Consider the following 22,746-nt stretch of genomic DNA (forward strand, 5'->3'; position numbering starts at 1 on the left):
CGTGTCAGTCGAGCGGGTCGTAGCTGAAAAGCCAGAGCTGCACATTGCCCTGCAGGACGCCCTGGTCGGTGTGGAAGGCGCCGGTCGACATCAGCTCGCCGACGAAGCTGTAGCGCTTGCCGACCTCCAACCGGCCGCCGGGCATCAGCTGTTCGGTCTGCGGCTGCAGATACAGCGTGGTGTCCTTGCCGTCTTCCGTGCGGACTACGACCGCCCGCCAGCGGCCGTCGCGGACCACGTTCTCGTTGACCTTGAGCTGCTCGGGTTGCGGCGTCAGATCGGTAACGATGGCCGTGAAGCGGGTCAGCGATCCCAGCGCCTGGTCGCGCTTGTCGTCCCATTCGCGGCCTGCGCGACGTTCGGCCAACCGCGCGGCGGAGAAGTCCAGCACCTCCTGGATCGACTGGAAGCGGATCTGGAACTGCACGCCGCTGCTGGTCAGCGAACGCACCTGCGACTCGACGATGCCGAGCAGGCTCCGGCTGGAGATGCCGCACCCGTCCGCATCCTGGCAGTCGCGCTGCCACGATTCGTTGATCCAGCGATCGAACTGCTTCACCGGATCGGCGAACTCCAGCTGCTTTGCGATGCCGGGCGCGAATGCCACCGCAGAGGTGCCCTGGCCGGGCGCGACGACGAACACCCCGCCATTGCCGAGATCCAGCTTGCCGATCCGCAACTGCCGCAGCATCGCCCACGCATAGTCCTGCGCGGTCATGCCATGCAGGTCGTCGACGACCAGCAGCGCCAGTTCGATGCCCTGTTTCTGCGCGAGATCGTAGAGCGCGGTATCGAGCCCTTTGAGCAGCTCGGGATCGAGGCGTCCGGTTTCGTCCACGACGAAACGCCCGTACTTGAACGGAATGGTCTGCGCGGACGGCGTCGGCAGTCGCACCGACGCACTGCGCGGAGACGGCGTCGTCTGCGGCGGCGGCGTGCCTGTGCCTGTGCCGGTGCCGCCCTGGCAGTCGGCGCGGCCCGCCTGACTGCAGGCTTCCATCCAGCCGTCGCCGATCGCCGCGAGACGGTCGCTGCGCGCGGGATGGGTCGCGGTCACGTGGTCGGCGCCCAGCGAGGTCATCGCGCTGCGCGCATCGACCAGGCTCGCGCCCATGCGCTGCAGCACGAAGCCGCTGAACTTGTCGGCTTCGAGTTCGATCGGCGGCTGGCTGCCGGTGCCGGTGATCGTGTGGCCCGACAGATGGTGGCCGATCTCGTGCGCCATGATGCTGATCGGCGCCCAGGGATTGTCGTTCGTCGCCGCGCGCACCTCGCCGAGGAAATTGCGGTTGAACGCGATCACGCGCTGCGGAATCTTCTGGTCGTCGAACAGGATCACCGCCGCCGCATTCGCGACCGGACCTTCGGTCACCACGAAGTTCTGCGGCAGGCCGGTAAAGCCCATCACCTGCTCGACCATCGAGCGGCAGTCGGCCGGCGCGTCGCCGGTCAGCGTCGCCGGATCGAGCAGTTCGGGACGGCCGTCGTAGGAGCAGGCCTGCAGCGTCGAGGCGAGCTGCTCGACCAGCTCCGCGCGACCGGGCGTGTCGCTCCCGCCGGACGCGGCGGACGCAGGCGGGGTCGCCTCCCGATCCCCGCAGGCGGCCAGCAACAAGGCCAGCGGCAACACCGCAGGCAGCGGACGGAACGAGCGGTCAAAAAAACGTCTGGACATGGCCATTCCTCTGGCGGCGTGGATTCAGGGCGTTTGCGCGTAGACGATCGCAACGATGAGATGGGCGTAGGCGCGTCGCAGCAGCCAGTCGATCGCGATGAACACCACCAGCGCGAGCGCCAGGCGCCACCACTCGCGGCGCAGGTCGAGCTCGAAGAACTGCCGGAAGGCGAGGGCCAGTACCACCGCCTTGGCCGCGTACATGTACCACTTGGCAGCCTCGCGCCAGGGCAGCACCAGCGCGGGGTCGCGCAGCGCCAGCAGCGGCAGCTGGTTCGCCAGATTCAGCACGATGATCACCGCCGATGCATAGGCGGCCAGCACCATGTGTTCGACGAGGTTGTAACGACGCCGCCCGAACACCAGCACCGTGCTGGCGACCACTGCGAAGAAGCCCAGGGTGAAACTCCAGTTGGCGTAGCGCTGCATCATCGCCATCGCATCGCGATACCGGGCGCCACCCACTTGCAGGAAACCGCTCGCATCGAGCACCAGCACCAGCAGCGCGACGCAGACCAGCAGCAGTTTCAGCGGATGCACATGACGCACGCGCGCACCCGCCACGTATTCGCGAGCCACGGTGCCGGGGCGCAGCAGCAGGCGGCCGGCAGTGCGCGCGACCGACAATTCGAACAGCCGCCACTTCTCCCAGGTTTCCCGGCGCAGATCACCCAGCTGCAGGCGCTGCGCTTTCTTTTGACCGCATTGGCTGCAGTAGGGGCCTTCGCCCCAAGCGGCGCCGCAATTGCGGCAGACGGTGCCTGCTGTCCAGTCGGTCTCGGGCGGCACGCCGTCCGGACGCGTCATCGGCGGCACCACGGCGCCAAGCCGCGGCAGGTGCGGCGCCGGTGGTTCGACCAGCCCTGGCAGGACATGCGCATACAGACTCCCCGTATGGGCCGGATTATCGCGACGCGATGTTTGGATTCTGTCAGTGCCCCTGGGGCACGGCTCCGCGTGCCACGCAGCCGCACCCGGGGCTCCGGTTCGAACGCGGCCCGAACGACGGACCCCTTAGAATCCCCGCATGACGAAACGCCTCATCCTGATCGACGGGTCCTCGTACCTGTATCGCGCGTTCCACGCGCTGCCGCCGCTGACCAATGCCGACGGTGAACCCACCGGCGCGCTGTTCGGCATCGTCAACATGCTGCGCGCGACGCTGAAGGAAGCGCCGGACTTCGCGGCGTTCGTCGTCGACGCGCCCGGGAAGACCTTCCGCGACGATCTCTACGACCAGTACAAGGCCAATCGCCCGCCGATGCCCGACGAACTGCGTGCGCAGGTCGAGCCGATGTGCACGATCGTCGAGGCGCTCGGCTTTCCGATTCTGCGCGTTGTCGGTGTCGAGGCCGACGACGTGATCGGCACCCTGGCGCTGCAGGCCGCCGACGCCGGCATCGAGGTGACGATCTCCACCGGCGACAAGGATTTCGCCCAGCTGGTGCGCCCGCGCGTGACCCTGGTCAACACGATGAGCGGCAGCCGCATGGACAGCGATGCGGCCGTGGTCGAGAAGTTCGGCGTCCGCGCCGACCAGATCGTCGACCTGCTCGCGCTGATGGGCGACAGCATCGACAACATCCCCGGCGTGCCGAAGTGCGGGCCCAAGACCGCGGCGAAGTGGCTGACCGAGTACGAATCGCTGGATGGCGTGATCGCGAACGCCGGCAACATCAAGGGCAAGATCGGCGAGAACCTGCGTGAGGCGCTGCACCAGCTGCCGCTGAGCCGCGAGCTGGCGACGATCAAGACCGACGTCGCGCTCGACGGCGGGCCCGAGACCCTGATCCTGCGCCCGCGCGCGGTGGACGCGCTGCGGGTGCTGTACACGCGTTACGGATTCGGCCAGGCCTTGAAGGATCTCGACGCCGCCGGCGAGACGGGCGCGGCGCCCGCAGGTACTGCCGCGGGTGCGATGCCCGCGCCGCCGTCGACGCTCGACCCCGCGCTGTCGGTGTCGGGCGAGTACGAGACGGTGACGACACGCGAACAGCTCGATGCCTGGGTCGCGCAGCTCCAGGCCGCCGACGCGTTCGCGTTCGACACCGAGACCGACGCGCTGGACGCGATGCGCTCGGGCCTGGTCGGTCTGAGCTTCGCGATCGAGCCCGGCCGCGCCGCCTACATTCCCGTCGGCCACGACTATCCCGGCGCACCGGCGCAGCTGGATCGCGCGCTGGTGCTCGATGCATTGCGCGGCGTCCTCGAAGACCCGGCGAAGCGCAAGCTCGGCCAGCACGGCAAGTACGACATCCACGTGCTGCGCCGGCACGGCGTCGAGGTGCGCGGCTACGCCGACGACACGCTGCTCGAAAGTTTCGTGCTCGATGCCGGCATCGCCCGCCACGATCTCGACTCGCTGGCCAAGCGTCATCTGGGCATGGAGACGATCAAGTTCGAGGACGTCGCCGGCAAGGGCGCCAAGCAGATCTCGTTCTCGCAGGTCGCCATCGACGATGCGTCGAAATACGCCGCCGAGGACGCCGACATCACCTTGCGGCTGCATCGGGTCATGAAGCCGCGGATCGAGGCCGATGCGGGCCTGGCGCGCGTGTACGCCGATATCGAGATGCCGCTGGTGCCGGTGCTCGCGCGCATCGAAGCCAACGGCGTGCGCGTCGATGCCGACGAACTGCGCCGGCAGAGCGCGGACCTGTCCAAGCGCATGCTCGCCGCGCAGCAGAAGGCGACCGAACTCGCCGGTCGCACCTTCAATCTCGATTCGCCCAAGCAGCTCGGCGCGTTGCTGTTCGACGAGCTGAAGCTGCCGGCGGTCGTCAAGACGCCGAAGGGCCAGCCGAGCACCAACGAGGAAGCGCTGGAGGCGATCGCCGACCAGCACGAACTGCCGCGGGTGATCCTGGAATACCGCGGACTCGCGAAGCTGCGCAGCACCTATACCGACAAGCTGCCGGAGATGATCAATCCCGACACCGGGCGCGTGCACACCAGTTACCACCAGGCGGGTGCGGCGACGGGGCGTTTGTCGTCGTCGGATCCGAATCTGCAGAACATCCCGATCCGCACCGACGACGGCCGCCGCATCCGCCGCGCCTTCGTCGCGCCGCCGGGCCGCAAGCTGATCGCCTGCGACTACTCGCAGATCGAACTGCGGATCATGGCCCACCTGTCCGAGGATCCGGGTCTGGTGCGTGCGTTCGAATCCGGTGTCGACATCCATCGCGCGACGGCGGCCGAAGTCTTCGCCCGTCCGCTGGACGAGGTCACCGGCAACGAGCGACGCGCGGCCAAGGCGATCAACTTCGGTCTGATGTACGGCATGAGTGCCTTCGGTCTGGCGCGCAATCTCGGCATCGGTCGCGGCGAGGCGCAGGACTACATCGCGCTGTACTTCTCGCGGTATCCAGGCGTGCGCGACTTCATGGACCGCACCCGGCTGCAGGCGCGCGAGACCGGTTACGTCGAGACCGTGTTCGGCCGGCGACTGACGCTGGATTTCATCCAGAAGGGCAATCCCTCGCAGCGCGCCGGCGCCGAGCGCGCGGCGATCAACGCGCCGATGCAGGGCACCGCGGCCGACATCATCAAGCGCGCGATGATCACCATCGACAGCTGGATCGCCGATCACGCGGACCGCGCGAAGATGATCCTGCAGGTGCACGATGAACTGGTGTTCGAAGCGGATCTGGATTTCGTCGACACGCTGCTGGCCGAGGTCGTGACCCGGATGACCCGCGCCGGCGAACTGCGGGTGCCGCTGGTCGTCGACAGCGGCATCGGCGACAACTGGGACGAGGCGCACTGAAGCCCGTTTATCGCCGGAAATGTGCCGCTTCTGGCGGTGGCTGTGTTTGCGCGGATTGCGAGTAAATGCGGCCTGAATCCAACAGAAAATTAACCGGAATCTTCACGATCCATCCATCCACGGAATGGTCTTATGTCCCTCGACAGATGCAAGGTCTGTCGCCAGATCGCTTCCTTCCCCTGGAGTGATCGACCGGAACCATCAGGCGTCTCCCCGCGCCCGGTTCCCCGAGCCCCGTAGGCCCCCCCTGCCTGCGGGGCTTTTTTACGTCCGGAATTTGCTGCGATGGTTGTTGCAGGTGTCGCGGGTGTGCTGAGTTTCAGAACGGCACCGCGCATGTGATGCACAGCGACGCGCCGGTCGCCGGATGTTCGAAGCTCAGCGACTCCGCGTGCAGCAGCAGCCGCGCCGCGCGTGCGTGCGCTTCCGGCGGGGCGTAGAGCGCATCGCCGAGGATCGGATGGCCGATCGCCTGCAGATGCACGCGCAGCTGGTGCGTGCGACCGGTTTCGGGCATCAGCGCCAGCCGGGTGCAGGGCGCGCCCTCTGCAGTCTGCGTACGCGACAGGACCTGCCAGCGGGTCAGCGCGGGCTTGCCGCTGATGCGGTCGACCTGTTGCCGCGGCCGGTTCGGCCAGTCGGCCTGCAGCGGCAGATCGATCGTGCCGGCATCGGCGTCGGGCCAGCCGTCGACGATCGCGACATAGCGCTTGTCGACGCGGCGTTCGGCGAACGCATCGCCGAGTGCGCGCTGCATCTCTGCGTTTCGCACCAGCACGATGACGCCCGAGGTCGGCTGATCCAGCCGATGCACGACGCGTGCGTCCGGCCACTGCGCCAGTGCGCGGGTCGCGAGGCAGTCCTGTTTGTCCGCGCCGCGACCGGGTACCGACAACAAGCCGCTGGGCTTGTCGAACGCCAGCAGGTGATCGTCGACATGCAGCACGCGCGGGCCGCCCAATTCGGGAGCTGGATGCGTGGCGTCGTCGAATGCGGTCACCGGCCAGATCCGGCGTGTTCAGGCCAGCTCGGCGAGCCAGTCGCGCGGGTGCAGGTAGCCGGCCAGACGCGATTCGTCACTGCCGGCCGCCGGGGTGAAGCCGTATTCCCAGCGCACGCGCGGCGGCAGGCTCATCAGGATCGATTCGGCGCGTCCGCCCGACTGCAGGCCGAACAGCGTGCCGCGGTCGTAGACCAAGTTGAACTCGACGTAGCGCCCGCGGCGATACAGCTGGAACTCGCGCTCCGCCTCGCTGTACGGCGTGTGCGTGCGGCGCTCGACAATCGGCAGATAGGCATCGAGGAAGCCGTCGCCGACAGCGCGCATGTAGGCGAAGTCGGTGTCGAAATCGCCATGCAGATCGTCGAAGAACAACCCGCCGATGCCGCGCGTCTCGTTGCGGTGCTTGAGGAAGAAGTAGTCGTCGCACCACTGCTTGTGGGCGTCGTAGCGCGCCTGTCCGCCGAAGGGCTCGCACAGGTCGCGCGCGGTGCGGTGCCAGTGCAGCACATCCTCGTCGACCGGATAGAACGGGGTCAGATCGAAGCCGCCGCCGAACCACCAGGCCACGGTCTCGCCGTCGCGCACGGCGCGGAAGTGGCGCACGTTGGCGTGCGTGGTCGGCAGGTGCGGATTGTGGGGATGGAACACCAGCGACACGCCGCAGGCGCGCCACGAGGCGCCGGCGAGTTCCGGACGGTTGGCACTGGCCGACGGGGGCAGGGCCGTGCCGGAGACATCGGAAAAGCCGATGCCGGCCTGCTCGAACACCGCGCCGTCGCGCAGGATGCGGGTGCGACCCCCGCCGCCTTCTGCCCGCTGCCACTGGTCTTCGACGAAACGGGCGCGGCCGTCGGCGCCTTCGATCGCATGGCAGATCCGGTCCTGCAGGCCGGTCAGGTAATCGCGGACGGTGTGGAAATCATTCATGGCCCGCATTGTAGGCGGCGCCGGTGTGGCGGCATGGATCCCGGTCGATGCGGCGCTGTGCTTAGGCGTGTGCCTGGCGCCATGTTTCCAGCTTCGCCGCGAGGACGGACGCCTTGTGTCCGAACGTGTCGGGCAGGGCGCCATCGAAGCCGGTCAGTCCGCGATTGACGCGGCGCAAACGCGCCGCGGCATCCACGTGGTCGGCGAAATCGATGCCGACCATCGTGTGCAGGCCGACGCGTGTCGGGCCGAAGCGCACGACGTCGCGCCAGCCCCAGCGCGTGACCCGGAACAGCGAGCGCAGTTCGATGCCATCGGCATCGAGCCGCAGGTGGTTCGCGCCGGGCAACAGCGACACCAGCGCGACCAGCGCGCACAGCCCGAAGAATCCACCGCACAGCCACGCGATCAGCAGGTGGCGCTCGCCGATGACGACCGCCATCCACACGAACCCGGCGCAAATCGCCAGCAGCGCGAGCATCTTCCACGGCGACGGCCGCAGCAGCTCGACCGCCGGCAACGGGCCGGACGTGGTCATTTCAGCGTGCGCTCGAAGAGCTCGTAGATACGGCGGTACTGGTCGTACCACGAGGCCGGATGCTGGTAGGCGTGGCGCTCGAGCGGGTAGCTCGCCAGTTCCCACTTGTCCTTGCGCAGCTCGATCAGGCGTTGGGCCATCATCACCGAGTCCTTGTAGAACACGTTGTCGTCGATCATGCCGTGCGCGATCAGCAGGTTGTCCTGCAGGCGGTCGGCATATTCCATCGGCGAGGACTTCAGGTACGCCTCGGGATCGATGTCCGGCGTATTGAGGATGTTGGCGGTGTAGGCGTGGTTGTACTGCGACCAGTCGGTGACCGGGCGCAGTGCGGCGCCGGCCTTGAATACGCCGGGTTCGCGGAACAGCGCCATGAAGGTCATGAAGCCGCCGTAGCTGCCACCGTAGATGCCGACGCGGTCGCGATCGGCCTGGTGGTTGTCGACCAGCCAGTCGATGCCGTCGAGGTAATCCTCGAGTTCCGGATGGCCCATCTGCCGGTAGATCGCCGTGCGCCAGTCGCGGCCGTAGCCGGCGGACGCGCGGAAATCGAGGTCCAGCACGATGTAGCCCTGCTGCACCAGCAGGTTGTGGAACATCTGCTCGCGGAAGTAGTTCGGGTAGCGGTCGCTGACGTTCTGCAGGTAGCCGGCGCCGTGCACGAACAGCACGACCGGATACTTTCGGCCCGGCTCGTAGGTCTCCGGCGCGTAGAACTTGCCCCAGACCGTGCCGGCGCCGTGCTTGGATGGGATCTGTACGTACTCGGGCTGCAGCCAGTCGTGCGCCTTGAACTCGGCACTGCGGGTGTCGGTGAGCACGCGGACTTCACCGCCGGCGACATCGGCGACGGCGAGCTGCGGCGGCGTGTAACTGCTGGAGGTGCGCAGCAGCAGGCGGGTCTCGTCGGGCGACAGCGCGAAGTCCTCGATGCCGCCGGTCTTCGTGAGTTCGCTGACGGTGCCGCCATGTGCGCTGCACACCTCGTAACGACCCGGCCACTGCTGGTTGCACAGGAAGAAGAAGCGGCTGCCGTCGCGCGACATCACCGGCGACGACACTTCCCACTGGCCCGAGGTCAGCGCGCGCGAGCGGCCGCCGTCGTTGAGATACAGATGCGAGTAGCCGGAGGTTTCCGACAGGAACCACAGCGTGCGGTTGTCGGGCAGCCAGCCGAACTCGTTGAAATCCCAGTTGATCCACGCGGCGTCGGTCAGGCGATCGCGATTCTGCAGCGTCGCGCCGGACAGATCGACAGTGGCGAGCCAGCGGTCCTTGTTGTCGACCGAGTGGATCGACAGCGCGACGCTGCGACCGTCGTCGCTCCAGCGGATCGCACCGCCGCCACCGCCGCGGCCGTCGAGTTCCAGGCGCACGGGGCGATTGCCCTTGAGCGCGTCCTTGCCCGCCGCGCGGCGCAGATCGGCCAGCGGATCGGTGCCGATGCCGGGCAGGGTGTCGGTCTTGAGCTCGCGCGCCTGGCCGCTGGCCACGTCCACCAGCCACAGCGTGTGCGGCAGCGGATCGTTGCGGCCGACGCGTGTGCGCACGTCCTCGAATTCCTCGTAGCCAGATTCGGTGACGTAGCGCGGCATCTTGCCCTCGCGCCCTTCATCGCCGTTCTTGGCGGTGGTGACGACGATCAGCCGGTCGCCCGCCGGCGACAACGCGCTGCCGGCGATCGTGACGTCCTTGCCGAGAAACACCGGGCCGGGCGCGCGTGTCGCGTCGCTGCGGCGCCAGGCCTCGTTCTGCGTGCGCAGGCCGTCGCGGCGGTCGCGCTCGACGCGGAGCGTTTCGATCATGCGCAGCTGACGGTCGCGCAGGTCGTCGTCATTCGGCGGCTTGGCCGGATCGTCCTCGGCCTTGAGGCTGGCCAGCTGCGTGGTGCCGCGTTGCGCGTCCCAGCCGAACCAGTCGTTGCCGGCGCGCCAGACCAGACCGCCGGTCGTCGACCACTGCGGCTGTGCTTCCGGCGCTTCGGTGCGGGTGACCTGGGTCAGCGCGCCGGTGCGCAGATCGCGCACGAACAGATCGCCATTGCGGAGGAACGCCATGCGCGTGCCGGTGGCATCGGTGATCGGGTTCTGGGCATCGAGGTCGGCGCGGGCGCCGTCTTCGACGCGGGTCGACGCGCCGCCTGCGAGCGGCTGCTGCCAGGTTTCGCGGACGCTGCTGCCTTCGCGCTTGCGGGTGTAGTACGCCGCCTGGCCATCCCAGCGCCACCACGCGCCCTCGACCGGCGCGCCGATCCAGTCCGGATCGGCCATGATCCGCTCCATCGTCAGCGGCTGCGACGGTTGCGCCAGGGCGGCGGGAGACACGAGGGCGCAGGCGAGCACCCAGCTCAGCGGCAGTCGACGCATTCGACGGTTCCATGAAGCGAAAAGAAGCCGAAGTGTAACGGGCGCCGCTGCCCGGGCCGCTCTGGCGAAGGTCATGGTCGGGGCGCGACGCGATGTCGCGCGACACCATGCCGCATCCCGCTTTCACGCGCGCGCCCGCAGACTCGTGGCGCGCCGCCCCACCGGAGCCCTTCTTGGACGCCCTGCTGCTGTCGCGGATCCAGTTCGGATTCGTGATCTCGTTCCACGTGTTGTTTCCGGCCTTCACGATCGGCCTGTCGAGCTGGCTGGCGTTCCTGGAATTCCGCTGGCTGCGCACGCGCGATCCGGTGTGGCGCGAGCTGTATTTCTTCTGGATGCGGATCTTCGCGGTGTCGTTCGGCATGGGCGTGGTGTCGGGCATCGTCATGAGCTTCCAGTTCGGTACCAATTGGTCGGCGCTGAGCATCGCGGCGGGCAACATCCTCGGGCCGCTGCTGAGCTACGAGGTGCTGACCGCGTTCTTCCTGGAAGCGAGCTTCCTCGGCGTGATGCTGTTCGGCTGGGGCCGGGTGTCTGAGAAGCTGCATTTCCTGTCGACGTGTCTCGTCGCCGTGGGCACGCTGATCTCGACGTTCTGGATCCTCTCGGCCAACAGCTGGCTGCACACGCCGGCGGGCTATGAGCTGATCGACGGCGTGTTCCATCCGGCAGACTGGATGGCGATCATCTTCAATCCCTCGTTCCCATACCGGCTGGCGCACATGGCGCTGGCGGCGTTCATCACCACGTGTTTCGTCATCGGCGGCGTGGCCGCCTGGTATCTGCGTCGCGGCGAACACGTCGATGCGGCGACGCGGATGCTCAAGCTCTCGGTCGCATTCGCGGCGATCACCGTGCCGCTGCAGATCTTCGTCGGCGATCTGCATGGTCTGAAGACCGGTGAAGTGCAGCCGGTCAAGCTCGCGGCGATGGAGGCGCACTGGCACGAGAGCGCCCCCGGCGAAGGCGTGCCGCTGGTGCTGTTCGCGGTGCCGAATGTGGACGAAGAACGCAACGATTTCGAGATCGCGATCCCGCGACTCGGCAGCGTGATCCTGACCCACAGCTGGGATGGCACGATCGCGCCGCTGACCGCGGTGCCGCGCGACGAGCGGCCGCCGGTGGCGCCGGTGTTCTACGCGTTCCGGGTCATGGTGGGCATCGGCATGGCGATGTTGCTGCTCACCGTCGTCTCGCTGTGGGCGTGGCGCCGGCGCTGGTTGTTCGAATCGAAGTGGCTGCTGAACACCTGGCGGCTGATGGCGCCGAGCGGCTTCATCGCGGTGCTGGCGGGGTGGTTCGTCGTCGAGATCGGCCGCCAGCCCTGGGCGATCCAGGGCCTGCTGCGCACCGCGGATGCGGTCAGCGACATCGACCGCACCAGCGTGATCGTGTCGCTCACCGCCTTTGTCATCGCCTACGCCGTGGTGTTCGGCGCCGGCGGTGGTTACATCCTCAAGATGATCCGCAAGGGCCCGCAGCCCTTCGACGACGGCCCCGACCACGACGCGGGCGAGCGCACGCCGATGCGGCCGATCTCGGCGGCCGACGGCCCGGTGGGAGACGACTGATGGACCTCGACCTGCAGACCGTGCTGCCGGTGATCTGGTTCGGCGTGATCGGCTTCGGCGTGCTGATGTACGTGCTGCTCGACGGCTTCGTGCTGGGCCTGGGCGTGCTGGCGCCGTTCGCCGAAGACAGCGAGCAGCTCGACCACATGATGACCACCGCCGCGCCGATCTGGGACGGCAACGAAACCTGGCTGGTGCTCGGCGGCGCCGGTCTGCTGGCGGCGTTTCCGCGCGCCTACGCGATCGTGCTGTCGGCGCTGTATCTGCCGGTGCTGCTGATGCTGATCGCACTGGTGTTCCGCGGCGTCGCGTTCGAATTCCGCTTCAAGGCGCAGCGCGGCAAGCGCTTCTGGGGCGTCGCGTTTGCGATGGGTTCGCTGCTGGCCGCATTCGCGCAGGGCGTGATCCTCGGCGCGCTGGTCGAGGGCATGGCGCTGGAGGAGGGCAAGTACGCCGGCGGCGCGCTGGACTGGTTCAGTCCGTTCTCGATGCTGACCGGCGCCGCGGTGGTGTTCGGCTACGCGCTGCTCGGCAGCGGCTGGTTGATCCTCAAGACCGAGGGCCGCCTGCAGCAGATGGCGCGCACGCTGACCCAGCCGCTGGTGCTGGTGGTCGCCGCGTTCATGGGACTGGTCAGCGCATGGCTGCCGTTTCTGGACTCGCAGATCATGGCGCGCTGGTTCGAGGACGGGCATTTCTGGTGGCTGTCGCCGGTGCCGGTGCTGGCGCTGGTCAATGCCATCTGGCTGTGGCGCGCCGCGATGCGCGAGGGCCGCGATGCGCGCCCGTTCCTGCTGACGCTGAGCTTCTTCGGGCTCGGCTTCCTCGGCCTGGTGCTGGGCATGTGGCCGAACATCGTGCCGCCGTCGCTGAGCATCTGGGAGGCCGCATCGCCGCCGTCGTCGCAGGGCTTCGTGCTGGCCGGGCTGGTGGTGCTGCTGCCGTTGATCCTGGGGTACACCGCGTGGTCGTACCGCGTGTTCCGCGGCAAGGTGGCCGCCGACGCGGGCTATCACTGAACACGGTGTCGACGCACGCGGTGTTCTCCTCGGCTGCCGCAATACCCAAGCCCGGGGTTTTGCCGCACAATCGAGCGTGTTTCCGCGGTTCTTCGGCCATGCACGCCTACGTCTACAAAAGCCAGCGCAAGGCGGACACCTACGTGTACCTCGCCGAGCGCGACGCGTTCGACGTCCTGCCCGAGCCGGTGCGCGCGCAGCTGGGCGAACTGAGCTTCGTGCTCGATGTCGCGCTGACGCCCGAGCGCAAGCTCGCGCGCGAAGATGCCGCGCTGGTGCGCGAGAAGCTGCGCACGCAGAAATTCCATCTGCAGATGCCGCCGCGTCTGGTCCACGATCCGCTGACGGAGGACTGGGGCACCGATGCCTGAGTCCGCGCAGCGGCCGTCGTCCGCGTTCGCCCGTTCCCTGATCCTCGTGCTTCTGGCCGGCATCGCGCTGGCTGCGCTGACGCTCGTCGGCGGTCCGCTCGCCGCCGTCGCCGGCGCGCTCGCACAGCCTGCATTCGCGCTGGTCGTCCGCGGCTGGCGCACGCGCGCCGTCCCCGCGGGCGCGACGCTGCGGACCGATCTGATGTCGCTGGCCGGTGCCTGGGGCGGTGCCACGGTCGCGACGGCGGCGCTGGTCGCCTGGCCGCTGTCCGCGTTGCGGCAGGGCGGTGAACTCGGCGCGGCGCTCGCGTTGAGTGTCGCGGTCGGCCTCGCGGTCATCGGCTTCTGGCGCACCTGGCCGCTGTGGCACGCGATCGAGCGCGACGGCGGCGATCTGCGCACGCACTGGCGCGCGCTGTCGGAGCGCGAGACCAGCAACTGGCGCGGCGTCGGCGCAGCGCTGTGCGTCGCGGCGATCGTCGCCCTGGTCCTGATGCCGGCCTGGCTGCCGGCCGGCGGCATCGGCCCGCGCGCGGGGTTGGCGATCATCGCCGTGCTCGCCTCGCTGGGCCTGCATGCCGTGCTGCAACGCCTCGCGCCGCCTGCGGCGCTGCCGATCCAGATCGTCGAGATGCAGGGCGATCCCGCGGTTGCGTTGTCGGAAGAACCGCTCGACGCGGCGCCCGATGTCGCGCTCTACGCCGCCGCGCGGGCCGGTCGCGTCGATCGCGCACTGGCGCTGATCGAAGCCGGCGCCGATGTGCGCGTGCTGCCCGCGGCCGACGATCGCGACCAGCGCAGCCTGCCGGTACTGGCCGCGGTGCTGCCGGATCTGCGTCTGCTGCGCGAACTGATCGCGCGCGGCGTCGACGTCAACACCGCGCATGCCGGCATGACGCCGCTGCTGGCCGCGACCCGCGACAGCTGGCACGGCCGCCCCGACGCGGTGATGACCCTGCTGGCCAATGGCGCCGATCCGCGGATCACCGATCACGAAGGCAATACGCCGCTGCATCTGGCCGCGCGCAGTTCCGATCCCGGCGTCGCCGCGCTGCTGCGCGATGCCGCGGCCGAACTCGAAGCGCGCAACCACGACGGCCTGACCCCGCTCGGCATGGCCTGCGCGGTCGGCAACTGGCGGCTGGCGAAGTTCCTGCTCGAACGCGGCGCGCGCGCCGAGGTCGAGGGCGGCACGCCCGCGCTGCTGGCCGCGGCCGGCGGCGACGAGGACGACGCCGCCGGCGTGCAGTTGCTGCTCAAGCACAAGGCCCGTGTGGACGCGCGCGATGCGCTGCGTCGCAGCGCGCTGCATATGGCGGCCTTCCAGGGGCACGACGACATTCTCGCCGCGCTGCTCGGCGCCGGCGCCGACGTGCGCGGTCGCGACAACGACGGCCGCACGCCGCTGCTCGAAGCCGCACGCGCCGGTCGCCTGTCCGCGTTCGAAGCGTTGCTGGCCGGACACGCCGATGTCGCCGCGGTCGACGTCGCGGGGCGCAATGCGGTGATGCTGGCCTGCACCGCGGAGCTGCCGTCGGCCGCGCTGCTGCAGCGGTTGCTCGAACTCGGCGTGCCGGCCGATGTGGCCGATGCCGAGGGTCGCAAGCCGGTCGACCGCGCCGCCGAGACCGGTCGCTGGACGCTGGTGCGTCTGCTCGATCCCGACTACCCGCTGCCGGCCAACATCGGCATCGGCGATGACGAAGACGGCGCCGTCGCCAGCGACCGCACGCCGGTTCTGTTGTTGCGCGCGAGCCTGCGCGAAGGCCGCTTCGACGATCAGGGCCCGCTGCTGCGACTGCTCGGCGCGCGCGATCTCGGCGGGCTGCTGCTCGATCCCGAGATGCCGCCGTCGCTGGACCGCATCGAATGGCTGCTCGCGCAGGGCGCCGATGTCGAAGTGGCCGACGACACCGGTGCGCCGCCGCTGTGCGCGCTGCTGGCCTCGGCCCCGCAACATCTGCCGATCCTGCAGGCGCTGCTGCGCCACGGTGCGTCGCCCGGTGGCGCCGGCACGCTCGCGCGCTATCTCGCCGCCTGCAGCGATGACGACCAGGCCGCACGCGCGTACGAGACGCTCGCGCTCGACCTGCTGGCGCGTGGCGCCGATCCCTTCGCGCCGTCGTCCGCCGGCGATCCGCCGCTGTCGTTGGCCGTCCGGCTGGGCTGGCTGCGGCTGATCGAACGCCTGGTCGGTCACGGCGTCGACCTCGATGCCCGCGACGCCCGCGGCATGACCGCGCTGCATCTCGCCGCCGCGCTCGGCCGCGAAGGCGCACTGAAGGTGCTCGTGCGGCATGGCGCCTCGCCGGCGGCCTGCGCCGCCGACGGCCAGACGCCGTTGGGCGTCGCCCTGTCGGCCGGTCGCCGCGATCTCGCCGACTGGCTCGACTGGCGTGGCTGGAAGCTGCCGCGTCGCGCGCTGGAACCGGCCGATCTGCCGGCCGCCGCGAATGCCGGCGATGCCGAAGCCGTGCGCCGCCTGCTGGATCTCGGTTTCCCGGTCGACACCGTGGACGCGCAGGGCTGCACCGCCCTGCTGCGCGCCGCCGGTGGCGGGCATCGCGACGTCGTCGAGCTGCTGCTGTCGCGTGATGCCGATGCCGCGCGCGCCGCGCAGTCCGGCGCCACGCCGCTGTCGGCGGCGGTCAGCATGCGGCACGCCGAGGTCGTCGATCGCTTGCTGACCTCCGGTGTCTCGCTCGACCAGCGGCTGCCGGGCGAAGTCAGCGTGCTGATGCTCGCCGCAGCGCTCGGTCTGCCCGATCTCGCCGCGCGTTTGCTGACCGCCGGCGCCGACATCCACGCGACCGACGCGCAGGGCCTCACGCCTCTGCATTGCGCCGCACTCTACGGCTTCACCTCGCGCGACCGGCCGCGTCTGCTCGCATTGTTCGACACCCTGTTGCTGGCCGGCGCCGAGGTCGATGCGCCCGCGGCCGGCGGCGTCACCCCGTTGCTGCTGCTGCTCGGTGCCCGCGCCGAACCCGGTACCGCCTGCGACGAGGACGTGGTGCTGGCGGCGATGGAACAGCTTCTCGACGAAGGTGTCTCGCTCGATTCGCAGGATCAGCGTGGCTTCGGCCCGCTGCACCTGACCGGCCTGCACGGCCAGCTGCGCCTGGCCCGTCGGCTGCTGCGTGCCGGTGCCGACCCCGACCTGCGCGACACCCTCAACCGCACCCCGCGCGAGGTCGCGGTGATGCGCGGCTTCATCGACGTCGCCGCCGAATTCGCCCCCGCCCAGAGCGGCGACGGCGTGTCGATGGCGCGGTTCCTGCGCGAGCAGCGCTGAGGACCCGGGGTCTGCCCGGGCTTGTCCCGCGCACGTGGAGGCGGCACAGTCGGGACCCGGTCCTCTGCAGGAAGCATCCATGAACCGCACGCTCTCCGCTTTGCTCGCCCTCGCGTTTCTCGCGGGCGCCACGCCCGTCGCCGATGCCCAGAGCGCGCGTCAGGCGCGCCAGGAAGTCGAAGCCTCCATGCTGGTGACGGGTCACGTCGACATCGATCGCGAGGGCAAAGTCACTGGTCACGCGTTCGACCAGCCGGACAAACTGCCGGCGCATGCCGTCGATCTGATCGAGCGCGCGATTCCGGCGTTGCGGTTCGAACCGGTCCTCGTCGATGGCGTCCCCGTGCTCGCACGCGCAAAGATGAGCGTGCGCCTGGTCGCGACGCCGGTCGGCGATGGCGAAGGCAACATGCACGTGCGCATCGCCAGTGCGCACTTCGGCGAGGAATATTCTGATTCCGATCGCACCAGCGTGCGTCGCGCCGACCTGCGTCCGCCGCGCTATCCGATGAACATCGCGCAGATCGGCGGCAAGGGCACGGTCTACCTGCTGGTGAAGGTCGGCCGCGACGGCAAGGCTGAAGATGTCGTCGCCGAACAGGTCAACCTGACCGCACTCGGCAATGCGCGACAGATGCAGATGATCCGCAACACCCTGTCGAAGACCGCGATCGACAACGCACTCAAGCACTGGACGTTCGCCCCGCCCGAGCAGGGTGAGGACACGACCCGTGATTACTGGGTGGTGCGCGTGCCCGTCGACTTCAGGTTGGGCGACGACCGGGCGGCCGCGTACGGTCAGTGGAGTGCCTACCATCCCGGCCAGCAGCAGCGCCCCGTCTGGGCAGCCCCCACACCGCCGGGCTTCAGTCCCGACACCTTGGTGGCCGGTGGCGTGACGCCGGAAACCTCGCGCTTCAAGCTGTTGACGCCGTTCCAGGGCTGAGCCCGTCGATTCCGTTTTCTGCACGCCCAAGGCGTGAACAAGGAGGTTCCATGCGACATCCGATATTGCTGACGGGCAGTCTTCTCGCCGGTGCGATCGCGGCTTCGGCGAGTGCACGAGACGCTGCCGAGGTCGTGGCGTTTCCTACGATGGTCAAGGTCGTCGTCGACGCACGCGGTCAGCCGACCGATATCGAAGCGTCGCCGAAGCTGTCCCAAGGTCTTCGCGATTTCGTCGAAGCCCGTGCGCGCGATCTCGCGTTCGAGCCCGCGGTGATCGAGGGACGCCCGCGTGGCGGCGTGACCTACGTGGTCTTCGGCGTCTGCGCGGTGCCGGCGGCAGGCGACCAGATGCAGTTGGCCGCCGAATACCGGAGCCACGGTCCGGGCCTGGCGGATGGCTCGGCGTATCCCGCGCCGCCGCGTTATCCGGTGGAAGCGGCGCGGCGCGGGCTGGGGGCGAACATGACGGTGCATTACGCCGTGCAGCCCGACGGCAGCGCGCGCCTGGATGCCGTCGAGTTCGCGGAAGGCACCCGCGAGCGCGAGCGTGCCCCCTTCGAACGCATGGCGCGCGACTGGGTCGCCGACATGCGCACCCTGCCGGAACAGGTGGATGGTCAGGCGATCACGACCCGTGTCAGCACGCCGGTGACCCTCGAGGTGGCGAACACGGGCTCGCGCAAGGCGCGCGACATGCTGAGGAACATGCAGGCGTCGAAAACCGGCTCGGCGGAATGTCTCGCTGCCGAGCAGGCCGGCGGCCAGGTCGTCACTGCGCAATCGGCATTCGTCATCCGCGACGCGGGCTGAGCCTGCCGCACGCCGCTTCGCTTCGAACGCGGAGACAAACCCAAACGAAAAGACCCCGCGCGAGCGGGGTCTTTTCGTTGCGGGAGCCGGCGGACCGGTCAGCGCTTCATCGACGAGAAGAACTCGTCGTTGGACTTCGTGGTCTTCATCTTGTCGAGCAGGAATTCCATCGCGGCGATCTCGTCCATCGGATGGAGGAGCTTGCGCAGGATCCAGATGCGCTGCAGCAGGTCCGGCTCGATGAGGTAGTCCTCGCGTCGTGTGCCCGACTGGTTGACGTTGATCGCCGGGTAGACGCGCTTCTCGGTGATGCGGCGATCGAGGTGCACTTCCGAGTTGCCGGTGCCCTTGAACTCTTCGTAGATCACCTTGTCCATCGCACTGCCGGTGTCGACGAGTGCGGTGGCGATGATGGTCAGCGAACCGCCTTCCTCGACGTTGCGCGCGGCGCCGAAGAAGCGCTTCGGGCGGTGCATCGCGTTGGCGTCCACGCCACCGGTCAGGACCTTGCCCGAGCTCGGCACGACGTTGTTGTAGGCGCGGGCGAGGCGGGTAATCGAGTCGAGCAGGATGACGACGTCCTTCTTGTGCTCGACCAGGCGCTTGGCGCGTTCGATCACCATTTCGGCGACCTGCACGTGGCGCGCGGCCGGCTCGTCGAACGTCGACGAGATGACTTCGCCGCGCACAGTGCGCTGCATCTCGGTCACTTCTTCCGGACGCTCGTCGATCAGCAGCACGATCAGGTGCACGTCGGGATGGTTGTAGGTGATGGCGCTGGCGACCTGCTGCATCATCATCGTCTTGCCCGCCTTCGGCGGCGAGACGATCAGGGCGCGCTGGCCTTTGCCCTGCGGCGCCATCAGATCGAGGATGCGGCCGGCGATGTCCTCGCTTGAGCCGTCGCCGCGCTCGAGCTTGAAGCGCTTGCGCGGGAACAGCGGGGTCAGGTTCTCGAACAGCACCTTGCCCTTGCTGGCTTCCGGCGGCTCGCCGTTGATCGTGTCGACGACCGACAGCGCGAAGTAGCGCTCGCCATCCTTCGGCCAGCGGATGCGACCGAGCAGATGGTCACCGGTGCGCAGGTTGAAGCGGCGGATCTGGCTGGGCGAGATGTAGACGTCGTCCGGGCCGGCGAGGTAGCTCGCCTCGGCCGCGCGGAGGAAGCCGTAGCCGTCGGGCAGGATCTCGAGCACGCCGTCGGCGACGACGCCCTCGCCGTGGCGGGTCAGGACCTTGAGCAGGCCGAAGATCACGTCCTGCTTGCGGGCACGCGCCACGCCTTCGATCGACAGCTGGTCGGCGATGTCGAGCAGCTTGTGCGCCGGCATGCGCTTGAGGTCGCTCAGCGTGTACTGCGGAAACCCGTCCGGAATATTCGGGGGCGGCAGGCGCTGGACGTGGTCGTTGCCACCGTCCTGCGGCAGGCCGTCATCGCGGCCGCCACCACGCGGACGATCGCGTCGGTTCTTGAACCGGTCGCGGCGGTTGTTGCCGCCCTGTTCGTTGTTGTTGCCACCGCCGCCATTGTTGCCGCGGTTCTGGTGCTGCTGGCCGCCGCCGTGCTGGCGCGGCTCGCCGCCCTGCTGGGCGTGATGCTGGCCGCCGTTCTGCTGGCCGTTCTGGCCCTGGTTGTTCGGGTTGCCGCGCGGGGCATCGCCCTGTGCGGACTCGCCCGGCGCCCTCGGCGCTTCGGACTGCGGCGCGGCCGCCTGCGGCGGCGGTGCACTCGCGGGCGGTGCCTTGGGTGCGGAGGCGTCCTGGGTCGCCAACGGCAACTGGGACTGGGAATCGGGAGAGGCGGTATCGGTGGCCTTCTTGGCCACGCGCGGCTTGCGCACGCGCTTCACGGCGGAGTCGCCCTCGGGCGTGCCGGGATCGGATGTGTGGTCGGACAAGCGGAAAATCCTCGCTCGGTTGCGAGCGCCCGGGACGGGCGGCGGCAGGAAAACGGACAGTCGGGAGTGACGCCAGATGGGTGCGGCGCGCGGTACACACGCCGGAGCAGGGCAAACCTAGCACTGCGTCCGACCGGCGGCAAGCGGTGGCCGCGCGGTCGGTTCAGACGGCAGGGCGTCTTCCGACGGCCTGTCGCGGGGTCGGAACGGGCCTCAGAGGGCCTTGTCGATCAACTGGGCCAGCTGCGGCTTGCCGACGGCGCCGATCTGCGTGCCCTGCACCTGGCCGTCCTTGAACAGCAGCAGCATCGGGATCGAGCGCACGTGGTACTTCAGCGCGGTGGCCTGGTTCTGGTCCACGTCGATCTTCACGATCTTGGCGCGGCCGGCGTAGTCGCCCGCCAGTTCGTCGAGCGCCGGGGCGATCATCTTGCAGGGGCCGCACCAGGGCGCCCAGAAGTCGACGAGCACCGGCACGTCGGACTGCAGCACGGTGGCATCGAAATCGGAATCGCTGGCGTGGATGACGGCGTCGGTCACAGGGGGCTCCGGGGGGCTGGGGCGCGCTTCGAAGCAGCGGCGCCGGGATGGATGTAAAATGGGGGATCGCCGACCGGAATCAAGGTGGCGCTCCTGCGGGACGACCCATGCGTCCTGCGCCCAGGCAGTCTGCCGTCGCGACTGCCTCCCACGCAAGCACGCGGCGCCCTCCAAGTCGGCGACGCCCGGACACCTTCCTACGCATGAGCGACAAGCCTCTTACCGACATCACCTTCTCGTCTTTCGACCTGCATCCGGCGCTGCTCGCCGGGCTGGAAGAGGCCGGGTTCACCCGCTGCACGCCGATCCAGGCGCTGACGCTGCCGCTGGCCCTCAACGGCCGCGACGTCGCCGGCCAGGCCCAGACCGGCACCGGCAAGACCCTGGCCTTCCTGGTCGCGGTGATCAACCGCCTGCTGTCGAAGCCGGCCTTGGCCGACCGCAAGCCGGAAGACCCGCGCGCGCTGATCCTCGCGCCGACCCGCGAACTCGCCATCCAGATCCACAAGGACGCGGTGAAGTTCGGCAGCCACCTCGGCCTGAAGTTCGCCCTGGTCTACGGCGGTGTCGACTACGACAAGCAGCGCCAGATCCTCACCGAAGGCGCCGACGTCATCATCGCGACCCCCGGCCGCCTGATCGACTACGTCAAGCAGCACAAGGTGGTCAGCCTGCACGCCTGCGAGATGTGCGTGCTCGACGAAGCCGACCGCATGTTCGACCTCGGCTTCATCAAGGACATCCGCTTTCTGCTGCGTCGCATGCCGATCCGCACCGAGCGCCAGACGCTGCTGTTCTCGGCAACGCTGAGCCATCGCGTGCTGGAACTCGCGTACGAGCACATGAACGAGCCGGAGAAGCTGGTCGTCGAAAGCGAGTTCATCACCAACGCCAAGGTCCGGCAGGTGATGTACTTCCCCGCCGACGACGAGAAGCTCCAGCTGCTGCTGGGCCTGCTGTCGCGCAGCGAAGGCGCGCGCACGATGGTGTTCGTCAACACCAAGGCGTTCATCGAGCGCGTGGCGCGTGCGCTGGAGAAGGCCGGCTACCGGGTCGGCGTGCTGTCGGGCGACGTGCCGCAGAAGAAACGCGAGAGCCTGCTGAAGAAGTTCCAGGCCGGCCAGCTCGAACTGCTGGTGGCGACCGACGTCGCCGCGCGCGGCCTGCACATCGACGGCGTCAGCCACGTCTTCAACTACGATCTGCCGTTCGATGCCGAGGACTACGTCCACCGCATCGGCCGCACCGCGCGTCTGGGCGCCGAGGGGGATGCGATCAGCTTCGCCTGCGAGCGTTACGCGCAGAGCCTGCCGGAGATCGAGGCCTACATCGAACAGAAGATTCCGGTCGAGCCGGTGACCTCCGAGCTGCTGACCGCGCTGCCGCGCGCGCCGCGCGAGGGCGTCGAACTCGACGCCGAGGACGGCGAGAGCATCAGCGAGATCTTCAAGGAAGTGCGCGAGGCGCGCGCCGTCGAAGACGCCAAGCGCGGCGGTGGCCGCGGTGCGGGCGCCGGTGCCGGCGGTCGTGGTGCGCCCGGTTCGCGGGGTCCGCGTTCGGCGGGCAGTGGCGAAGGGCGTGGCGAGCGCGGACCGCGCAAGCCGCGTCCGCCGCGCGTCGAAGGCGAGACCGCCGCGGCCGCGCCGGCCGTCGCGGGTGCGCAGCCGGTGATCGATGCCGCCGGTTCGGTGGCGCAGGCGATGCCCGACGAATCGCGTCCGCCGCGCAAGCGTCGTCGCCGCCGCGCCGGCAAGAAGATCGAAGGCGCCGAGGGCGCATCGCCCCAGAACGGCGCGACGGCTGCGGTCGACACGTCGAAGAAGCCGCAGGGCAACGGCGGCAAGGGGCCGCGCGAAGTGCGTCCGACCCAGCGGCCGGCACCGGCTGCGAAACCGGACAAGGCGCCGTCGCTGCTGAGCCGCATCGGTCGCGGCCTGCGTCGTCTGGTCTCGGGTGACGACAAGCGCTGATCGCTGGTCTCGGCCTGCGTGATGAGAGCCCCGCTTCGGCGGGGCT

At 69.0% G+C, this 22,746-nt stretch carries 16 protein-coding genes; 8 read left to right on the top strand and 8 right to left on the bottom strand.

Annotated features, from left to right (window positions below; genetic code table 11):
* Nucleotides 1-4: 4 nt before the first annotated feature.
* Nucleotides 5-1,675, bottom strand: coding sequence for a TPM domain-containing protein (locus V3391_RS14820; RefSeq protein WP_332079211.1), 1,671 nt, complete (start codon nucleotides 1,673-1,675; stop codon nucleotides 5-7).
* A gap of 24 nt (nucleotides 1,676-1,699) precedes the next feature.
* The gene (locus V3391_RS14825) at nucleotides 1,700-2,482 is read right to left on the bottom strand and encodes a DUF3667 domain-containing protein (protein ID WP_332079212.1); all 783 of its coding nucleotides are present in this window, start codon (nucleotides 2,480-2,482) and stop codon (nucleotides 1,700-1,702) included.
* Between the two features lie 220 nt (nucleotides 2,483-2,702).
* Between V3391_RS14825 and polA the strand changes: the two genes are divergently transcribed.
* The gene (polA, locus tag V3391_RS14830; RefSeq protein WP_332079213.1) at nucleotides 2,703-5,444 is read left to right on the top strand and encodes a DNA polymerase I; all 2,742 of its coding nucleotides are present in this window, start codon (nucleotides 2,703-2,705) and stop codon (nucleotides 5,442-5,444) included.
* 319 nt (nucleotides 5,445-5,763) lie between these two features.
* Here the strand turns inward: polA and V3391_RS14835 are convergent, their stop codons facing one another.
* The 4 genes from V3391_RS14835 to V3391_RS14850 all read right to left on the bottom strand — a co-directional run bounded on the left by V3391_RS14835 (nucleotide 5,764) and on the right by V3391_RS14850 (nucleotide 10,278).
* Nucleotides 5,764-6,444, bottom strand: a complete 681-nt coding sequence (locus tag V3391_RS14835) for an RluA family pseudouridine synthase (RefSeq protein ID WP_343226856.1) — start codon at nucleotides 6,442-6,444, stop codon at nucleotides 5,764-5,766.
* Nucleotides 6,445-6,462: 18 nt separating this feature from the next.
* On the bottom strand, nucleotides 6,463-7,374 hold the full coding sequence (hemF, locus tag V3391_RS14840) for an oxygen-dependent coproporphyrinogen oxidase (protein ID WP_332079214.1): 912 nt from the start codon (nucleotides 7,372-7,374) through the stop codon (nucleotides 6,463-6,465).
* Nucleotides 7,375-7,435: 61 nt separating this feature from the next.
* A complete protein-coding gene (locus V3391_RS14845; RefSeq protein ID WP_332079215.1) occupies nucleotides 7,436-7,912 on the bottom strand; it encodes a hypothetical protein in 477 nt (158 codons plus the stop codon).
* Complete coding sequence (locus V3391_RS14850) at nucleotides 7,909-10,278, bottom strand: S9 family peptidase (RefSeq protein ID WP_332079216.1); 2,370 nt, start codon at nucleotides 10,276-10,278, stop codon at nucleotides 7,909-7,911. The genes V3391_RS14845 and V3391_RS14850 overlap by 4 nt, the downstream gene beginning before the upstream one ends.
* 173 nt (nucleotides 10,279-10,451) lie before the next feature.
* On the opposite strand from V3391_RS14850, the gene V3391_RS14855 reads away from it, so the two are divergent.
* From V3391_RS14855 to V3391_RS14880, 6 genes are all read left to right on the top strand, one after another.
* Nucleotides 10,452-11,849 (top strand): cytochrome ubiquinol oxidase subunit I, encoded by a 1,398-nt coding sequence (locus tag V3391_RS14855; RefSeq protein ID WP_332079217.1) that lies wholly within the window; start codon nucleotides 10,452-10,454, stop codon nucleotides 11,847-11,849.
* Nucleotides 11,849-12,868, top strand: a complete 1,020-nt coding sequence (gene cydB / locus V3391_RS14860) for a cytochrome d ubiquinol oxidase subunit II (protein WP_332079218.1) — start codon at nucleotides 11,849-11,851, stop codon at nucleotides 12,866-12,868. Before V3391_RS14855 ends, cydB begins: the two co-directional genes overlap by 1 nt.
* Before the next feature lie 98 nt (nucleotides 12,869-12,966).
* On the top strand, nucleotides 12,967-13,239 hold the full coding sequence (locus V3391_RS14865; RefSeq protein WP_332079219.1) for a YcgL domain-containing protein: 273 nt from the start codon (nucleotides 12,967-12,969) through the stop codon (nucleotides 13,237-13,239).
* Nucleotides 13,232-16,534: an ankyrin repeat domain-containing protein gene (locus tag V3391_RS14870; RefSeq protein ID WP_332079220.1), complete on the top strand. Its 3,303-nt coding sequence runs from the start codon at nucleotides 13,232-13,234 to the stop codon at nucleotides 16,532-16,534. The genes V3391_RS14865 and V3391_RS14870 overlap by 8 nt, the downstream gene beginning before the upstream one ends.
* Nucleotides 16,535-16,613: 79 nt before the next feature.
* Nucleotides 16,614-17,480, top strand: a complete 867-nt coding sequence (locus V3391_RS14875; RefSeq protein ID WP_332079221.1) for an energy transducer TonB — start codon at nucleotides 16,614-16,616, stop codon at nucleotides 17,478-17,480.
* A gap of 50 nt (nucleotides 17,481-17,530) precedes the next feature.
* Nucleotides 17,531-18,292: an energy transducer TonB gene (locus tag V3391_RS14880; protein WP_332079222.1), complete on the top strand. Its 762-nt coding sequence runs from the start codon at nucleotides 17,531-17,533 to the stop codon at nucleotides 18,290-18,292.
* A gap of 98 nt (nucleotides 18,293-18,390) precedes the next feature.
* Here the strand turns inward: V3391_RS14880 and rho are convergent, their stop codons facing one another.
* Complete coding sequence (gene rho / locus V3391_RS14885) at nucleotides 18,391-20,190, bottom strand: transcription termination factor Rho (protein WP_332079223.1); 1,800 nt, start codon at nucleotides 20,188-20,190, stop codon at nucleotides 18,391-18,393.
* 213 nt (nucleotides 20,191-20,403) lie between these two features.
* Entirely contained in the window at nucleotides 20,404-20,730 is a 327-nt protein-coding gene (gene trxA, locus V3391_RS14890) for a thioredoxin (RefSeq protein WP_232115954.1), read from the bottom strand.
* Nucleotides 20,731-20,933: 203 nt separating this feature from the next.
* On the opposite strand from trxA, the gene rhlB reads away from it, so the two are divergent.
* Nucleotides 20,934-22,700 (top strand): ATP-dependent RNA helicase RhlB, encoded by a 1,767-nt coding sequence (rhlB, locus tag V3391_RS14895; RefSeq protein ID WP_332079224.1) that lies wholly within the window; start codon nucleotides 20,934-20,936, stop codon nucleotides 22,698-22,700.
* Nucleotides 22,701-22,746: the final 46 nt, after the last annotated feature.

This window comes from Luteimonas flava (assembly GCF_036584485.1).
GTDB lineage: Bacteria > Pseudomonadota > Gammaproteobacteria > Xanthomonadales > Xanthomonadaceae > Luteimonas > Luteimonas flava.